6 protein-coding genes are annotated in these 14,323 nt (G+C 67.2%); 3 read left to right on the forward strand and 3 right to left on the reverse strand.

The window, feature by feature from the left end:
- Positions 1 to 19: 19 nt before the first annotated feature.
- On the reverse strand, positions 20 to 388 hold the full coding sequence (locus P2424_RS21510; protein WP_276477388.1) for a VOC family protein: 369 nt from the start codon (positions 386 to 388) through the stop codon (positions 20 to 22).
- A 541-nt stretch (positions 389 to 929) separates the two neighbouring features.
- Between P2424_RS21510 and P2424_RS21515 the strand changes: the two genes are divergently transcribed.
- The gene (locus P2424_RS21515) at positions 930 to 1,058 is read left to right on the forward strand and encodes a DUF6408 family protein (protein ID WP_272944218.1); all 129 of its coding nucleotides are present in this window, start codon (positions 930 to 932) and stop codon (positions 1,056 to 1,058) included.
- Between the two features lie 58 nt (positions 1,059 to 1,116).
- Here the strand turns inward: P2424_RS21515 and P2424_RS21520 are convergent, their stop codons facing one another.
- Together P2424_RS21520 and P2424_RS21525 are read right to left on the reverse strand one after the other, a co-directional pair.
- Positions 1,117 to 3,204, reverse strand: a complete 2,088-nt coding sequence (locus tag P2424_RS21520) for a DUF2075 domain-containing protein (protein WP_346660130.1) — start codon at positions 3,202 to 3,204, stop codon at positions 1,117 to 1,119.
- Between the two features lie 160 nt (positions 3,205 to 3,364).
- The gene (locus tag P2424_RS21525) at positions 3,365 to 5,245 is read right to left on the reverse strand and encodes a DUF2075 domain-containing protein (protein ID WP_276477390.1); all 1,881 of its coding nucleotides are present in this window, start codon (positions 5,243 to 5,245) and stop codon (positions 3,365 to 3,367) included.
- Positions 5,246 to 5,550: 305 nt separating this feature from the next.
- Here P2424_RS21525 and pglW point away from each other — a divergent pair, with 305 nt between their 5' ends.
- Positions 5,551 to 10,287: a BREX system serine/threonine kinase PglW gene (gene pglW / locus P2424_RS21530; protein ID WP_276477391.1), complete on the forward strand. Its 4,737-nt coding sequence runs from the start codon at positions 5,551 to 5,553 to the stop codon at positions 10,285 to 10,287.
- Positions 10,288 to 10,345: 58 nt separating this feature from the next.
- Positions 10,346 to 13,990 (forward strand): BREX-2 system adenine-specific DNA-methyltransferase PglX, encoded by a 3,645-nt coding sequence (gene pglX / locus P2424_RS21535; protein WP_276477392.1) that lies wholly within the window; start codon positions 10,346 to 10,348, stop codon positions 13,988 to 13,990.
- The last annotated feature ends 333 nt before the right edge of the window (positions 13,991 to 14,323 follow it).

A 14,323-nucleotide genomic window follows, 5' to 3' on the forward strand; every position in this document is an offset into this window, starting at 1 on the left:
CCGAGGGCTGCACCCGCCGTCAACGATGTCCGGTGTCGATGACGCAGAAGCGGTTGCCCTCCGTGTCGGCGAGCACGATGAAGTCCGCGTCGTCCGGGGCGAGATCCCAGTCGACCCGCCGCGCCCCCAGCGAGACCAGCCGCTCGACCTCGGCGGCCTGGTCACGTGCGTCCCCGGCGTACAGATCCAGATGGACCCGGGGATGTTCCTGGACAGGTGTGTCGCTGAGGCCGAGCGACAGTTGCACCCCGGTCCCCTCCGCCGGCACCAGCACCACCCAGTCGTCGGCCATCTCCTCGCGGGGGACGTAGCCCAAGGCCGCCGTCCAGAACGCGGCCGCACGCGGCACATCGAAGACACCCAGCACGACGGAACCGACTCTCAGCACGCGCCGATTCTGGCAGACGGGACGCCAGGTGCCCGCCTCGCATCTCAGCCATCCCAGAGCGATAGCAAGGCGCGAAGGCCAGCGGCGCCAGCTCTGTCGACGAAGCAGCACTTTCAGGAAGCGTGCCGACCGCCGAGGGCGACTGCTCGCCGCCCCGCTTTTCGCTGAGCTCTGGACGACGTTCGGGCCGACAGTTGCATCGGCGGCCGTAAGGCCAGGCACGGTCGCACCACCACGCCCACCTGAGACCTGTCAGTCGGTTTCGGGCAGCGCGGTGCGGCAGCGTGAGCCGCCTACAAGGAGGCAGGCAGTGTTCACGACGCGGGGCAGGTGAGGCCCGCCCACCAGGACGCAACCACTCGATGCGATACGGTTGTTGTGCTGCGCACCTTCCCGGAGGGTACGAGGCTCACGTTCCATTCTCACTGCAGTGAGTGTGAGGAGCGGATGGCACGTCGTGTTTTCACAGCACGGACCTTGCGGCTGCCCGGTAGGGCAATCCCGCTCTGCTATCAGCAACTCACCCTGTGGAGTGGTAAGAGTGGAGCCGGTCGAGTACAAGTCCGCGCGTCGTGCACGGGTCCGCAAGATCCTGCTCGACATCGCTACCAACACCGTCACCAGCTTGCTGGCAACGGGACTGGTAGCAGTAGCCACCCATCTCTTCTGAGGTGGGTGGCCGTGGCGGGTCCGGAGAGCCCGCCACGCTTCTTCCCACTGATCGAATTTTAGAACAGCGGCAGGGTCTGTTCTTTGCCGGTTGCCTTCTGTTTTTTCTTACCCTGATCAGGGCGCATTTGATGCTGGACGCGCAAGCCGGGGGGCAGACGTTTCCATGACGGCCTGAGACCGTGAATCTGCACTTCCCCGACGAGTTCCTTGAGGTGTTCCCTCGTCTCCTCGTCCGTCGAGTAAAGCACCGTCGCACGACTGGCACGGGTCATGAGGACGTGATAAGCATTACGGACACAGGTAGCGAACTGAGTGTCACTCAGGTTTTTCGTCCGAACCTTGTCGTCCAGTGAACCCGGTGCGGCAACCCGTTTGATTCGGCTTCCCTTTTCCTTGCACCATCGACCTCGCCGAAACACCCAACGGCCGTCGCGCCACACCATGTCTTCGCCCATGATGACCCCGCACCAATCCCATTCGAGTCCTTGGGCGGTGTACACGCAGCCGATCTGGCTGATACCGGCTTCGTGCACGGCCCAGATCTTCGACGGAGGCACGGTGCCGTTCTCGCAGTAGCTCTCGCTGTCAGCATTCCACGGTCGGCGCCAGTCGCCGATGCGTACATCCGCCTCCAGTCGCTTTCCAGGGTTCTGCGGCTTGTTCCAGGGCCAGCAGAACCCCGCCACCATACGTGCGGAAGCACCCATACGCGCCTCGTGATGAATGATCCGCTCCATCTCCTCGGGTGATTCCGCGACCTCGACATGCATCAGCCCGTCCGGGACCCACACCTTCGGGTCCTGACCGGACATACCCAGAACATCCTGAACCCAGTACACATAGGAGTTGCTTCCGCCGCACCGATACTGGTGCCTCAGGTCGAATGAGACGACCGGCGCCCCCCGCCGTTCCGCCGCATCCTTGATCAGGTTTACCGTGCCCACCTCATTGGGCCGAACGGACTGCCCTTCATCAAGAAAGAACACCGTCACCCGTGATGCGTCCAGCAGCTCATCGACCTGCGGCTTGGTTCCCTGCATTTCTGGAGGGAGGCGGTGGTTCGTGGAGCGCTCCCTCAGCCGGTGCGCCTCGTCGCAGATCAGCACATCCAAGGGTTCCTGCGGCGGAGTGACGAAGCTGCTGAAATAGGCGAAACTGTCCCTGAATGCGCGGTCTCCGTAGCCCACGTGGTTCTGGATTGCTCCGTTGAAAGCCCTGGAACCGCTCGCATAGCGGACATCGCGGCCCGCTGCTTCGAACTCGGCTTTGAGCTGCAGACCGATGGCGCTCTTCCCTGTTCCCGCACCGCCGGTGACGACGAAGACGGCACGCTCGGGCCCAGTGGCATGCATGCCCAGGACCTTGGCGGCCCTGTCCTTGACGTGATCCGCCACCTTCCGCTGATCGCGACGCAAGGTGAAGACGGTGTCCTCCCCGCGAGACATGATCATGGCATCCAGCAGGGATGTGTTCCGCAAGCCCATGCGGCTGAGGAGGGTCTCGGCATGGGAGATCCCGCTGTCCTCCCCGAAGTGTGCCCGCATGTCCTCCATCAGCTGTTCCCGCCGGTCACGGGTATAGACCGCGGAGTAGGCCCCTGTCGGCGCAGTGATGTCAAAGAGTGGCTGAACCGACTCCTGGGTTGCGTTGTGCAGGTAGGTGAAGCCGCTGCACTCGACGGTAATCCCGTGGAGCGGTCCGATTTCCCCAGCGAAGAGGTCGAAACTGATCGCCAGTTGCAGGGCGGGGTGCTTCTTCGCTTTCGGGATTCCTGGCACATAGACCTTCTCGGCGGTTGCGGCCTCCACCTGCGTCACGGTCGACCATCTTTTCAGCTCGACGAGTTGCACGGAGAGGCCATGCGATACCGGATGCCTCCCGACCAGCACCACATCGATGGTCTGGGCGTGCTTCGGATCTCCGCCGACGGTGGCTGCGCACTCGACGATCATCTCGACGTGTCCGAGATCCGCGTTCACCATGGTGTGGGCCAGCTCCACCAGGCTCTCTGCCCACGCGGTCCGCTCACCGACGGAGACTTCCTTCTCCCGGAAGTATTTCCACCGCTCTGCCAGGTGCGGCACCATGCGGTGCCGCTCGTCCAGCGTGAGCAGGTCTTCGGCACGGAGCTTCAGCAGAAGCATGGACACGGACTGGTCTCCCCCAAGGCACGAGTGACTCGTGCGGGTGGGGGCGTGTCCGTGTGGCTCAGGATGAGCGGAGCGGAAGCCCGTCGGGCCGCAATATTCTGGGCAATTCTAGTGAACGGCGACGACCGGGCGCGGTCGCGGCGGTGTCACGGTGTCACACGGCAGCAGTCTCGAGCTGGGCGCCGACCAGTTCGCGGAGCTTCGCCTGAGTCTCGGGATCCGTCGAGTGGACCACGGTGCCGACCATGCCGCGCGTCAGCAGGACCTTGTAGGTGTTGCGGATGAGCCTGTCCACGTCGTCATCCGACGTCGACTTCTTGAAGACCGGGTCCTTGGAGGCCGTGCGGTCGGTGATCCACCGGTCGCCGCGCCAGACCAGGTCGGGCCCGATGATGACACCCGACCAGTCGTACTCGAAGCCCTGGGCCGTGTAGACGCACCCGACCTGTCCGAACCCGGCCGGGTCGGTGGCCCACAGCGCAGAGGGGGGCGCCCCCGCCACCCCTCGGTCGCCTCGCAGGTTCCAGGGGCGTGCCCAGTCGCCGATCACGACATCGGCCGGCAAGGGGTCTCCCGGCTTCGGCTCGGGCGACCACGTCCAGCAGTAGCCGGCCGACATCCGGGCACCGAAGCCCTGGGCGCGCCGTTCGTCGAGGAAGCGCTCCATCTCCTCCGGGCTGTCGGCGATCCGCAGCTCCATCCGGTCGTCCGGCTCCCAGACGACGGGGCCGCCCTCCTCCAGCCCCAGGAGCCGCACGACCCACCGAAGATAGGCGTCGCTGCCGCCGCAGCGGAACTGGCTGTCGAGGGGGATGACGGTGCAGGTGAGGTTCTTCTTCTCGGCTGCGACCCTGATCTCGGCCTCGGTACCCAGCTCGCCGGGGCGAACGACCTGGTGCTGGTCGAGGAGGAAGACCGGGACGCGAGCGGCGTCGATCAGCTCTTCCACCTGCGGTCTGCCGGTGCGGAGGGCGGCGGAGGTGTAGCGGTTGGCGGAGGTCTCCCGCATGCGGTGCGCCTCGTCGCAGATCAGTACGTCGAGGGAGTTCCTCTCGGCGGCCATGAAGCTGTTGAAGTACTTGAAGAGGTCCTGCACCTCGCGCTTCCGGAAGCCCGCCACCTTGCGCATCGTCTTGGTGAACGCCTGCGAGCCGGTGGCATGGAGCGCGGGAATCCCCTGCCGGTAGAGCTCGCCCAGCAGGGAGAGGGCGATGACGCTCTTGCCCGTGCCGGGTCCGCCGGTGACGACCACGACCTCCTTGCTGTCGGCCTGCTTCGCCTTCCGGACGGCGTTGAGGACCATGCGGTACGCCACCTGCTGCTCGTCCAGGAGCACGAACTGCTCCCGCTCGCGCACTTCCTGGGCCGCGACGGCCATCAGTTGCTTCGAGGGGCCCTGCTTGCCGTTGAGAAGCGCATCGGCCATCGGGGCCCCGGGCGTCGTGTCGCTCAATTTGGAGCGGAGGTGTGCGAGGAACTCGCCTCGCTGCTGTCCGGTGAACATCCGGCCCTGGTCGTCCCGCTCGATCGCGCGCAGACCGGCGACACCGAACTCGGTGGCGTTGTGCAGGTAGGCCACGCCGCTCACACGGTGCGCGTGCTCGGCCAGAGCACCGTTGAAGTTGACGAGGTACTGGCAGTATCGGCGGACCTGTTCGATCGGGTTGAGCACGGGAGCTGCGCGGCCGGCGTGGCACAGTTCCGCATCCTCCTCGTCGGGCTCCGCCTGCCCCCACTGCTTGAGCTCGACCACGACATAGGAGGGCTCCCCGGTGGCCGGGTGCCGGCCCGCGAGCACCGCGTCAGCGCGCTTGCTGTTGAGCGGGAGGGCGTACTCGAGCAGCACCTCGACGTCGCCGAGGCCGGCTTCGTTGAGTGCGGTCACGAGCGCGGGGATGCTCCGTTCCCAGGAGCGGGCCTCCGAGGAGCCGACCCCGTGGCCGTGCTGGTGGAAGAACTGCTCGGTCAACTGGAAGAAGAGGGAGCCGTCCATCGCCATGGCGGCAACCGTCTTGGCGGACGCGCGGAACAACAAGAAATGCCCCCAGGCAGCACGATGTGACTCGTGCGGGTGGGGGCGTGTCCGTGTGTCTCCGTCTGAGCGGAGCGGAAGCCCGGCGGGCCGCAGATGGCGAGGCGATCAAGCATACCGGCGCCGCGAACACGTGTCGTAAGGACGACGGAGATGCCTGCGGCCGTCGAGAATCTGCACGTGAGCGGCGCGGATGTCGCCTCCCGCAGTTACGATTTTCACCTTGATGGTGATCGCCTTGTCGGGGGCGGCAGGGGCCGGCGATCCGTCAACCATCCACAGTGGCTTGAGAAGGCGGGGACGGAACGATGCGGGAAGGCCGGTGGACGACGGTCACCGAGTCCGAGTTCGACCATGAGCGTCGCGGACTGGACGCCATCCGCCGGAAGCTGCCCGACGCGGATCCGTGGCGGGCCTGGTCGAACTTCACGTTCACCGCGAACACCGGCCATGTGCGGGAGGTGGATCTGCTCGTCGTCGCGCCCAGCGGGGTGTGGATGATCGAGCTGAAGAACTGGCACGGCTCGCTGACGAGCGAGAACGGCACCTGGGTCCAGACGACTCCGGGGGGACACCGCCGTCCGCACGGCAATCCGCTGCACCTGGTGAGCACGAAGGCCCGGGAGTTGGGCGGGCTGCTGCGGCAGCGCGGCGGGCGCGCGTGGGTCGGCGAAGCCGTCTGCTTCACCGAGGACTCGCTGCGTATCCGGTTGCCCGGCCACGACCAGAACGGCGTGTTCAACGTCGACCAGTTGGTCGCCATGCTCCAGCGCCCCCCGCGGGACGAGCGGCACCGCGTCACGCCGACCAGTTCCCGTGAGGTCAAGGGTGCGCTGGACAAGGTGGGCATCCGGCGCAGCGACGCCGAGTACCGGGTGGGCCCCTACCAATTGGAACGCAAGGCGTTCGACTCCGGGGAGACGTGGGCCGACTACCTCGCCCAGCACGCAGAGTTGCCCGAGTCGGCGCGGGTGCGGGTCTATCTGCGGGAGCGCGGCTCGGACGCCACCATCCGGCAGTCGGTGGAGAACGCGGCCCGGCGCGAGGCCGCCGTCCTGCAGCGATTCCGGCATCCGGGTGCGGTGCAGTACAAGCAGTACCACCCCTCGGGGCACTCCGCGGGCCCGGCCCTGATCTTCGACTACCACCCGCAGACGCTGCGCCTGGACGAGTATCTGCTCCAGTACGGGGAGAAGCTCGACATCCTCGGCCGGATGGCACTGGTACGGCAGTTGGCCGAGACGATGCGCTCCGCGCACTCCAGCCGCATCCACCACCGGGCGCTGGCCGCCCGCTCGGTGCACGTCATCCCCCGCAACCGGGGCCGCCAGGGACAGACGGTCGGCGAAGAGGCCGCGTGGCAGCACCCGCATCTGCAGATCTCCGACTGGCAGATCGCCACCCAGCGCAGTGGCACCGGCTCCTCCGGCGCGGGCGCGACCCGATTCGCGCCGACGGCGCTGTCCGCGATGCACCTCGCCGACGTCTCCGACCCGTACCTGGCACCCGAGTTGACGGCGCTGAACGCCGACCCGGTGTCCCTGGACGTCTACGGTCTCGGCGTCCTCACCTATCTGCTGGTCACGGGCAAGGCCCCGGCGGCGAGCCAGGCCGAACTGGTCGCCCGGCTGGAGGCCGGTGAAGGTCTGCGGCCCAGTGCGCTGGTGGACGGGCTCTCGGAGGACATCGACGACCTGGTGCAGGCGGCCACGGCCTACCGGCCGGAGCGGCGGCTGTCCACGGTGGACGAGTTCCTGGAGATGCTGGAGCTGGTCGAGGACACCCTCACCAGCCCGGCCGACCCCGCCGTCGCCGAAGAGGCCGAGGCGCCGGAGAAGGACCCGCTCGAAGCCGTGACCGGGGATGTGCTCGGCGGGCGCTGGGAGGTCCTGCGCCGCCTGGGCACCGGTTCGACCAGCCGGGCCTTCCTCGTCCGCGACCTGGAGCACGAGGCGCGCAGAACGCGCCCGCTGGCCGTACTGAAGGTGGCCCTGTCCGACAGCCGGGGCGAGGTGCTGGTCCGGGAGGCCGAGGTGATGGGGCGGCTGCGCCCCGACTCCCGCGTCATCCGGCTGGTGGAGCCGCAGCCGCTGCACCTCGGGGGCCGCACGGTGCTCGCCCTGGAGTACGTGGGCGATGAGCGCGAGGAGGCCGTCGAGCCGGCTGCCTCCGGCAGCGGTCGCCGACGGCACCGCGGGGAGACGGTCGCCCGGCTCCTCCGCGAGAGCGGGCGCCTCCAGATAGACCAGTTGGAGGCGTACGGCGACTATCTGTTCGGCGCCGTGGACTTCCTGGAGGGTGAGAGCGTCTGGCACCGCGACATCAAACCGGACAATATTGCCATAAGGGTGCGTCCGAACCGCACCCGTGAGCTCGTCCTCATCGACTTCTCCCTGGCCGGCTACCCGGCCAAGAACCACGAGGCCGGTACGGAGGGCTATCTCGACCCGTTCATCGGCACCCTGGTCCGCACCGCCTACGACTCGCACGCCGAGCGGTACGCCGTCGCGGTCACCCTGCACCAGATGGCCTCCGGCGAGCTGCCCAAGTGGGGCGACGGCTCCGTCCTGCCCCGGCAGACCGACAAGGAGGAGTTCCCCTGTCCGACCATCGCCGCCGACGCCTTCGAACCCGCCGTACGCGACGGCCTGGTCCGCTTCTTCCGCAAGGCGCTGCACCGGGACGCCGCCGAACGGTTCCCCGAGCTGAAGCCGATGCGCGACGCCTGGAAGAGGATCTTCCTGGACGCCTCGCAGACGGTGCCCTCCAGCCACCGCTCCCGGCACAGCAGCCATCCGGGACACTCCGGCCAGGACGGGCAGGAGCAGCAGAGAGGGCAAGCGGAGGCCGCGGAGGGAGCGCCAGGGGGACGGCCCGCCATCGCGGACGCAGAACCGCTCTCCGCTGAGCAGCAGCGCGAGCAGTTGGCCGAGCAGGTCACCCGCGACACCCACCTCTCCGCGGCGGGCCTCACCCCGGCCGCCGAGTCGTTCCTCTACGGCTTCGGCATCACCACAGTCGGCGGCCTGCTGGACTACAGCCGCCGCAAGCTCCTCAACGCCCCCGGGCTGGGTGCCAAGACCCGCGGTGAGATCCAACGCCGCCAGCGCCAATGGGGCGAGCTGCTCCGCGAGGCCCCCGTATCGCCACTGACGGCACGCGGCCGGGCCGAGGCGAAGGAAGAGCTGGCGCAGCTCACCCGCACGGAGTCGGCTGTCGCCGACGGTGTCGCCGCGACCACCGATCGGCCCGAGGAGCTGCCGGAATCCGCGCTGCGCGCCCTCAGCCTCGACACCCTGGCCACCGTCCTGGTCCCGGAGCTGAACAACAACGGTTCCAACCACAACAAGGTCGAGATGGTCCGGCTGCTGCTGCGGCTCCCGGACGAGCACGGCACGCTGCCCGATATCGGCGTCTGGCCCAAGCAGAGGGAGGTCGCCGACGCGCTGGGGCTGTCGGCCGGCCGCATCCCGCAGATGCTGAAGGAGGAGCGCAAGCGCTGGAAGAAGCGCCCGGAGGTGCGGGCCCTCCGCGACGAGATCACGGAACTGCTGGCCGGACTGGGCCGTGTCGCCTCCGCCGTCGAGATCGCCGACGCACTCGTGCTGCGCCGCGGCACCCAGCTCCCCGAGCGCCCCCAGCGGCGCGCGCTGGCGCTCGCCGCGGTCCGGGCCGTGGTGGAGGTCGAACAACTCGAACCGGAGAGCGCCCAGTTCCAGCACCAGCCCAACCGCAAGGCCACCGAGGAGGCATTGGGCGCCGGACTGCTCGCCCTGGACGTACGGGAGGCCGACGAGGAGGCGGGCACCGAAGGAGACCCCCCGGACACCCCCACCGCGCCCGGCCTGCTCGACTACGCCTCCCGGCTGGGCAAGACCGCCGACCGCCTCGCGGGGCTGGACACCCTTCCGACGGCCACGAGGGTCCTGGCCGAACTCGGCGCCCTCGCCCCGCCGCCCGGCGAGGTCGAATGGGACGAACGCCGGCTGGTCGAGCTGGCCGCCTCCGCGTCCACCAACGCGGCGGCCACCCCCCGGCTGGAGATCTACCCGCGCAACCTGGACCTGGTGCGGGCACTGCGGCTCACCCAGGCGGGCCTGGTACGCCTGAACCCCGGCGTGCCGGACGAGTGGCAGCCCGGACTGACCGGCGAGGACGTGCACGAGCGCGTCCGCACCCGCTTCCCCGAACTGGTCGTCCCCGACGGCCGGGGCGGCACCACCCGCGACCTGCCGACCGCGGGCCCGCTGACGAAGGCCCTGCGCAACGCCGGCTTCGACCTCACCCTCTCGCTGCGCGAGGACACGAAGACGCTGCGCTATCTGCCCACCCGGATGGACTCGGCCTCCAGCTATCTGACGACCGGCGCCTGGCGCCGCTCCACCGACGTCGGCACCGTCACCCGCTACTCCGACGACCCGACACTCGCCGACGCCGTCCGGACCGACGAGCGCCTGCTCGCCTCCGCACGGCGGGACGGCTACCGCGTCCTGACCGTACGGGAAGCCCGTGCCTGGCAGGCCACCCAGGAACTGGGGTCGGCAGACGGCCGGTTCTGCGCCCGCGTCCTCTCGGTGACCGAACTCTTCCTGGAGGCCATGCACGCCCTGGTCCCCGAGGGCACCAAGCCGACCTGGGAGACGCTGCTGAAGGCCGATGTCGCCGAGCCCGGCTCGCGGGGCGCGATGAAGTTCGCGGAGTACGCGCGTACGGCGTGGGGTTCGGTGGAGCCACGGGTGCGGGAGCTGCTGGGCGACGGCGCCGGCAGCGGTTCCCACTCGGGCTCCGACTCCGGTGAGGGACCGGTGCTGCTCACCGACGCCGCCGTCTTCGCGCGGTACGACGCGATGGGCGTGCTGGGCCGCCTCGCGGAGGCGGCTCGCCAGGGCGGGCGCGGGCTGTGGCTGCTGGTCCCGCAGAGCGACCCGGCCCGGGAACCGAAGCTGGGGTCGGTCGCCGTCGCGTACCAGGCGGGCCTGGGTGAGTGGATCACCCTGCCGGAGTCGTGGGTGCAGAACGCCCACCGGTCGGGGGCGAGCAGCTAGTGAGCGGCGAGCGGATGAAGCGTGTAGTTCGAAGGTTCGAGTTAGAGGGAGACGTCGCGTGATCGACCGCAAGGCTCTGTTGAACGACCTCAAGCAGCAGGTCAAGGCGGTCGAGAGTGACCTCGCTCAGCAGGTCAAATTGGCGGGTGACGTCGGGGCCAAGCTGCGGAGTGAGTACGACCGGGCGAAGAAGCTCGGCCGTACGGCCGCCACCTGGAACAGTTGGCTGGACGAGCGGGTCACGCAGGTCGCGGTGGCCTGGGTGCTGGGTACGGTCTTCGTCCGCTTCTGCGAGGACAACGAGTTGATCCCGGAGCCGTATCTGACGGCTCCGGAGGGCGACCGCCGGGATCTGGCCCTGGCCCGGTACGAGGAGTACGTGGCCACGGCGGACGATCCGACCTACCGGGGTTGGATCGAGCGGGCCTTCGACGAGCTGGGCGCCGGGCAGGCGGGCCGACTGCTGTTCGACCGCCGCCACAATCCGCTGTTCCAGATCCCGCTGTCGCACGACGGGGCCCGTGAGTTGGTCGAGTTCTGGCGGGAGCGGGACGAGGCCGGCGTCCTCGTCCATGACTTCACGGACCCGCTGGAGGAGGACGGCGACGGCACGCGGGGCTGGGACACGCGGTTCCTGGGTGACCTGTACCAGGACCTCAGCGAGGCAGCGCGGAAGACGTACGCGCTGCTCCAGACCCCGGAGTTCGTCGAGGAGTTCATCCTGGACCGGACGATGACCCCTGCAGTTGGGGAGTTCGGCTATGAGGGCCTGAAGCTGATCGACCCCACGTGCGGGTCGGGGCACTTCGTGCTGGGCGCGTTCCGGCGGCTGGTGCGGCTGTGGGCCGAGGGCCGCCCGGGTGTCGACGTGCACGAGCGAGTGCGGGCCGCGCTCGATTCGGTGCACGGGGTTGATGTGAACCCGTTCGCGGTGGCGATTGCGCGGTTCCGGCTGCTGGTTGCGGCGATGGCCGCGAGTGGGATGCGCACGTTGGAGGAATCGGGGCGCTATGAGTGGCCGATGCACTTGGCAGTGGGCGACTCGCTGATCAAGCACCGGCATCGGCAGGGGAACTTGTTCGATGAGTCGGAAGAAGAGGGCGCCGACGAGCTTGCGGACTTCAAGTACCAGACGGAGGACGTGCACGAGCATCCGGACATCTTGAAGCCGGGCCGGTACCACGTGGTGGTGGGGAACCCGCCGTACATCACGGTGAAGGACAAGCGGCTCAATGAGCTGTATCGGGCGCTGTACAGCGCTTGCGCGGGGACGTACGCCTTGTCGGTGCCTTTCGCCCAGCGTTTCTTCGAGCTAGCTACGACGGGCGACCCGAAATCAGGAATCGGGTATGGCATGGTCGGTCAGATTACGGCGAACTCATTCATGAAGCGAGAGTTCGGAACGAAGCTGATCGAGCAGTACTTCGCGCACGAGGTGGAGTTGACGGAAGTAATTGACACCTCGGGCGCATATATCCCCGGCCACGGGACTCCAACGGTCATCTTGGTGGGCAAACGGCGGGAGGGAAGCAGCAGATGCACAACGATTCGCACTGTGCGGAGCATCCAGGGCGAGCCCTCTGCGCCTGAGAACAGCGCTGAAGGACAGGTATGGAGCGCCATAGTAGAACATATCGACAGTCCGGCCACTGCTTGCCAGTGGGTATCGGTTGACGACTTGGGGCGCAGCCGATACTTCAGCAAGCAACCGTGGATGCTTACAGACGGCGGCCTCGAAATGAATGATGCTATCGTCTCGTCAACCAAGGATTCGCTATCCACTCACACTGTGCGCATCGGGTTCGTAGGCATGACGCATGCCGACGATATCATGATTCGTCCCACCCGCTCTTGGAGTAAGCACGTCCAGGGTTTCACAGCACCCATTGCCGCAGGGGAACAAATCCGCGACTGGATCTCCACGACTGACTATGCCGCCTTTTACCCTTACCGTCAGGATCGCACCACCCGCCATCCATCGCACTCCGTGGTCGACTCCAGCGACCTCTGGCCCTTTCGTTCAGAGCTTGGGCAACGGGCCACATTCGGGGGTAGCAACTACTTCAACACCGGGCGCTCTTGGTGGGTTTGGCATCAACTCCCCAAGGATGTAGGCGCTCATCCCTGGTCAATCCCTTTTGCATTCGTGGCGACGCATAATCATTTCACTCTAAACCGAGACAACACGATATTTAAGCAATCTGCGCCAGTGATCAAGCTTCACGAGGAAGCGAGTGAAGAAGAGCACCTACGACTGCTCGGACTGCTCAACAGTTCAACGGCATGTTTCTGGCTTCAGCAAGTGTCGCACAATAAGGGTGAAGGAGGTGGTGCACGCGTCGATGCAGGGTACTCAACCATGGGAAGCGAAGCATGGAAGAATTGTTTCGAATTTACCGGGACGAAGCTACAGGCATTCCCCTTGCCCGCTCGCTATCCAACAACGCTAAGCGTCTCCCTCGATGCCCTTGCTCAAGACCTCACCGAGATGAATCCTTCTACCCTCGCTTGCAAGGTCATACCTACCTCCATAGAGCTCCGCGAAGCCTGCGCAACCTGGCACTCCACCCGCGCCCGCATGATCGCCCTCCAAGAAGAGCTCGACTGGCAGGTATACAGCCTCTACAACCTGCACCCCGAAGACCTCCGGGTCTCCGAGGACCCCGACTCTCCCGACATCCCGGAACTCGCCCTCGGCGAACGCGCCTTCGAGATCGTGTTGGCCCGCAAGGTGCAGGCGGGGGAAGCCAGCGACGAGTGGTTCAAGCGGCACGGCTCCACCCCCATCACCGAGATCCCCGAGCACTGGCCCTCCGCGTACCGCGAGGTGGTGCAGAAGCGGATCGATGCCATTGAGTCGTCCCGCGCCATCGGCATGGTGGAGAGGCCCGAGTACAAGCGGCGGTGGGCGACCGAGGGGTGGGACGCGCTTCAGGAGAAGGCCCTCAAATCCTGGTTGCTCGACCGGATGGAGAACAGGGAGCACTGGTACGACGAGAACGGGATGCCCGCGCTCGTCACGCTCTCCCGGCTCACCGATGCGCTGTCCCAGGACGAGGACTTCGTGTCCGTCGCGAAGATCTATGCGCCCCGCAAGGAACTGGCGGCCGTCGTCGGTGAGCTGATATCCGACGAGCACGTCCCGTTCCTGGCCGCCCTCCGCTACAAGCCCTCCGGGCTCAAGAAGCGTGAGGACTGGGAGCATGTATGGGACCTCCAGCGGGAGGAGGACGCGGCGCCGGACGAGCCGACCAAGCGCAAGATCCGCGACAGCATCCCCGTGCCGCCCAAGTACACCTCCGCCGACTTCCTCCGCCCCTCCTACTGGCGGGCACGCGGCAAGCTGGACGTGCCCAAGGAGCGGTTCATCTCCTACGGGCAGACCAACGTGGCGAAGCCGGAGCTGTACGGCTGGGCCGGGTGGAACCACCAGGAGCAGGCGTACGCCCTCGACGCCTACATCGCCGCGCACGAGGAACTGACCTCCGAGCAGGTGGCGCCCTTCCTCGCTGGGTTGCTGGAGCTCCAGCCCTGGCTGGACCAGTGGCACAACGAGTTCGATGCCACCTTCGGTGCCTCACCCGCCGCCTTCTTTCGGGGCGACCGTCAGATGGTTCAGGGCGAGCACGGACTGACGGACGACAACCTGCGCGCCTGGCGGCCGGCCGCCGCTGCACGTGGACGGCGAACCGCCAAGAAATAGCGAAGAACGCCCCCTTGCAACACTCTGCTCCGCTCGCGTATCAGGCCGCGAGCGGGGCAGAGAGACCAGAGCCACCACCATGGCCGGTGCGCTTCGGAGCTCACGTGACGCTTCGCCATCCCTGCTGCACCAGTTCTGTTCTCACAGATCGAGACGCCACCACGCCAAGACCGTGCCCCTATGCGTTGAGCCTGGCGACTCGCTTGTAGCAGCAGAGAGCTGCGGGAGATGAAGTGCCGGCCTCTCTCCCCCTTTCCCGCACCACTCCGAGCTGAGCTGACGGCCAGTCAGGCCCGCACAGTCTGCGTGGCGTTGACTGATCGATCTGTCCGA

Origin of the sequence: Streptomyces sp. WMMB303 (assembly GCF_029351045.1) — a bacterium.
Classification (GTDB): Bacteria; Actinomycetota; Actinomycetes; order Streptomycetales; family Streptomycetaceae; genus Streptomyces.

Excerpts from the sequence above, each read along its gene's own strand:
- P2424_RS21520 (WP_346660130.1), bottom strand. The coding sequence starts at position 3,204 with ATGCTTCTGCTGAAGCTCCGTGCCGAAGACCTGCTCACGCTGGACGAG.
- pglW (WP_276477391.1), top strand. The coding sequence starts at position 5,551 with ATGCGGGAAGGCCGGTGGACGACGGTCACCGAGTCCGAGTTCGACCAT.